Raw genomic sequence first — 588 nt, forward strand, 5'->3', positions numbered from 1 at the left:
AGCACCAGTGCCTTGTCTGGCGGGTCCAGATACAACCCGATGACGTCCCAGAATTTCTCTTCGAAGTTGGGATCGTTGGACAGCTTGAACGTACGAGTCAGGTGCGGCTTTATGTCATTGGCAGCCCATATACGCTGGACGCTGGCCGGAGAAATACCCGCGACTTGCGCCATGCTTCGGCAGCTCCAGCGAGGCTGGCCAATACGAGGTTGAACCACTTTTTCAAGCACTCGAGCCATAGCGTCTGGCGGCAAGAATGACTTACGTCCGCGGCCAGGCTTATCGATCAAACCGTCTAGTCCCTGTTCTTGAAAACGCTTGCACCAAAGAGTGACTGAGCGAAGAGAGAATCCAACCAGGCGGGCTATTTCAACCCTTGAACAACCTTGAGCAGCTAACAGGATGACCCTCGCGCGGCGACCGTCACGCTGACTGATGGTGGCTGATCGTGTGCGACGGCTCAGCTCGGCGCTTTCCTCAGGACTCAGGACGATATCTTGGGCGCTCATTTCTTTGCCTCCAACGGTGTAATCAACGAGCAAGCATAGACGATTTTACAGAGCATTTATTTTTGAGACAGTACACTAG

1 pseudogene is annotated in these 588 nt (G+C 53.7%); it reads right to left on the reverse strand.

The annotated features are described in order from the left end of the window. Window positions 1-509: pseudogene (locus HMPREF3116_RS07000) on the reverse strand (IS630-like element ISPsy32 family transposase); the annotation flags it as partial. Window positions 510-588 lie beyond the last annotated feature (79 nt).

The sequence above is a fragment of the Aerococcus sp. HMSC10H05 genome (assembly GCF_001806975.1).
GTDB lineage: Bacteria > Bacillota > Bacilli > Lactobacillales > Aerococcaceae > Aerococcus > Aerococcus viridans_B.